This is a genomic window from Buchnera aphidicola (Anoecia corni) (genome assembly GCF_964056675.1).
Taxonomy (GTDB): Bacteria; Pseudomonadota; Gammaproteobacteria; order Enterobacterales; family Enterobacteriaceae; genus Buchnera_E; species Buchnera_E aphidicola_B.
In genome coordinates, this window is the sequence record NZ_OZ075154.1 from 575 (window position 1) to 3,567 (window position 2,993).

The window sequence follows — 2,993 nt, forward strand, 5'->3', positions numbered from 1 at the left end:
AAAAAAAAAAAATCAAAAAATCATACAGATAACCAAAAAACATTTATATATTTTATATACAAAGCATATATATATATATAAATATGTTATTGATAAAATCGTTTATTAAATTAATTTACTATAATTAATTCTTAAATTTTAAATATATATATATATATATATATATGATATAATATTAATAAAAAAATACATTAATAATGTATTTATATACTTTATAAAATCTATACGTTATATAATTGTATACAAGTTCGTATTATTTTATAAACTAAAATTCTTTTCTTAATTCAAAAAGAAAAAAATAATTTTAAATTTAGATATGTTTCTAAAAAAGCTTTAAAACGAATTTAAACAACTTTTGTTGTATACTAATACAAATCTATAAAACAACTATTAAAACCTCGTAAGAAGCTATACAAGAAGAATTAAGGCTATTTAAAGTTATTATTTATGATGTAATTGCTAAAGTTAAAAATTTTCATTTTTTTTTGATTTTTTTAAAAAAATTTTGTACCCCCTACTTGCATTTAAAGATTTTTAAGATAGTTAAAATTTACCCCTACTTGCATATAATTTTTTCAGGCATAAAATTATAGTAAATTTTGATGTAAATTTTGATGTAAATTTTGATGTAAATTTTGATGTAAATTTTGATGTAAATTTTGATGTAAATTTTGATGTAAATTTTACTTAATTTTCATATTAAAAATTAAACTTTTTTAGGCTTAAATTTATTAGAATTTAAGAACAATAAATGATATAATTTTTGTATTAAAATAATTAATAATAATTGTTAATTTAATTCAATAAAATTGTGTAATAAAAAAATGAATTTAATGCAGGTAATAAAAAAAAAATCTAATTATTATTTTAATCCTACTGATATTTTTTCACGTCTTTGTAACAACATTCCAGCTACTCTATTATTAGAATCTGCAGAAGTAAAAAATAAAAATAAGATTACTAGTATGATAATTACAAATTCAGCTTTAAAAATTTCTGCTTTTGGAAGAAATGTAATTATAAAAATACTAACAATTAATGGACAAAAATTTATTTCAAAATTTATTTGTCTATTATCTAAAAAAATAAAAGTTATTTATTCTATTAATTCAATTACACTAAAATTTCCGAAAATAGATAAAAATTTTGATGAAGATAAAAGAATTGTTGCTTTATCTATTTTTGATTCTTTAAGAACAATTCTAAATAGTTTTAAATCTGAAAAAGATTTTGAAAAAGCAATGTTTTTAGGAGGATTTTTTTCTTACGATTTAGTTTCTAACTTTGAGTTATTACCTAAATTAAAATCAACTCAAAATTGTCCTGATTTTTGTTTTTATTTATCAGAAATTTTAGTTATTTTAGATCATCAAAAAAAAAATTGTTTTATTCAAGCTAGTTTATTTAGCCAAAATATTATAGAAAAAAATAGAATTCTAAAAAAAGTAGAAGAAATAGATCAAATATTAAAAAAAATGACTCCAGTTCAGTTAAATAAAAAAATTGGATCTACAAAAATTATAACTAATAAAAATGATAAAGAATATTGTGAAATCATTAAAAAAGTTCAATCTTATATCAGGAAAGGAGATATATTTCAGGCTGTCCCTTCTAGAAAATTTTTCATTTCTTGCCCATATCCTTTATCCGCTTATCACATATTAAAAAATACAAATCCAAGTCCATACATGTTTTATATGCAAGATTATAAATTCACTTTGTTTGGAGCATCGCCAGAAAGTTCATTAAAATATAATCCCAAAAATAGAAAGATAGAAATTCATCCTATAGCTGGAACTAGACTAAGAGGTTTAAAAAAAGATAATAAAATAGATTTTGATTTAGATAATAGAATTGAGTTAGAAATGAGAACAAATAAAAAAGAATTAGCAGAACACATTATGCTTGTTGATCTTGCTAGAAATGATTTAGCTAAAATATGTAAAACTGGAACAAGATATGTCTCAGATCTCCTCAGAGTCGATAAATACAAACATGTGATGCATTTAGTATCTTGTGTAAGAGGAGAGTTAAAAAATCATTTAGATTGCTTACACGCTTATCAGGCATGTATGAATATGGGAACTTTAACTGGATCTCCTAAAGTTAAAGCTATGGAAATAATTTCTAAACTAGAAAAAGAAAAAAGAGGAACTTATGGAGGTGCAATAGGTTATTTAACTTCTTCCGGTGAAATGGATACTTGTATTATTATAAGATCAGCATATGTTGAAAATAATTTAGCTACCGTTCAAACAGGAGCAGGTGTTGTTTTAGATTCTAATCCGATAGATGAAGCTGAAGAAAGTAGAAATAAAGCAATTACTGTTTTAAAAGCAATTCAAGCATCAAATTTACTATTGGAAGAAATATAAATGGCTAATATTTTGTTATTAGATAACATCGATTCTTTTACATACAATTTAGTTGATCAACTAAGAGTATATAAACATAATGTTCTAATAATTAGAAATAATATAAATTTAAATATTATAATTAATATCCTTAATACAATGAAAGATCCAATAATTTTTTTATCTCCAGGACCTGGTTCTCCAGAAAAAGCAGGTTGTATGTTAGCTTTAATAGAATACAGTATAGGAAAGTTTCCCATTGTTGGAATTTGTTTAGGACATCAAGCTATTGTTAAAGTATATGGAGGTAAAATTAATTATTTAGGAAAAGTTGTACATGGAAAAAAGTCTTTTATTAAACACGATAATTTTGCTATGTTTTATAATTTACCTAATCCATTATCTATAGCTCGATATCATTCTTTATTTTGTGAAAAAGTATCTAGTAATTTTACTATAAACGCTTTTTATAAAAATTTGATTATGGGAATTCGGGATGACAAATTACAAATTTATGGATTTCAATTTCATCCTGAATCTATTTTGACTCTTTTTGGTGATAAATTATTAAATAATACTTTAAAATGGATTATAAAAAATAATTGTAAAAAATAATTAAATATATTTTACTTTTTTTTT

Annotated in this window: 2 protein-coding genes; both read left to right on the plus strand. The window is 21.7% G+C overall.

Going from position 1 to position 2,993, the window contains the following annotated elements:
- Positions 1-824 precede the first annotated feature (824 nt).
- Positions 825-2,375: an anthranilate synthase component 1 gene (locus AB4W63_RS02460; RefSeq protein ID WP_367681219.1), complete on the plus strand. Its 1,551-nt coding sequence runs from the start codon at positions 825-827 to the stop codon at positions 2,373-2,375.
- Positions 2,376-2,969, plus strand: a complete 594-nt coding sequence (locus AB4W63_RS02465; protein WP_367681218.1) for an aminodeoxychorismate/anthranilate synthase component II — start codon at positions 2,376-2,378, stop codon at positions 2,967-2,969. It abuts the gene before it with no gap.
- Positions 2,970-2,993: the final 24 nt, after the last annotated feature.

Bases quoted from the DNA above. Each gene is read 5' to 3' on its own strand.
- AB4W63_RS02460 (WP_367681219.1), top strand. From the start codon at position 825: ATGAATTTAATGCAGGTAATAAAAAAAAAATCTAATTATTATTTTAAT.
- AB4W63_RS02465 (WP_367681218.1), top strand. From the start codon at position 2,376: ATGGCTAATATTTTGTTATTAGATAACATCGATTCTTTTACATACAAT.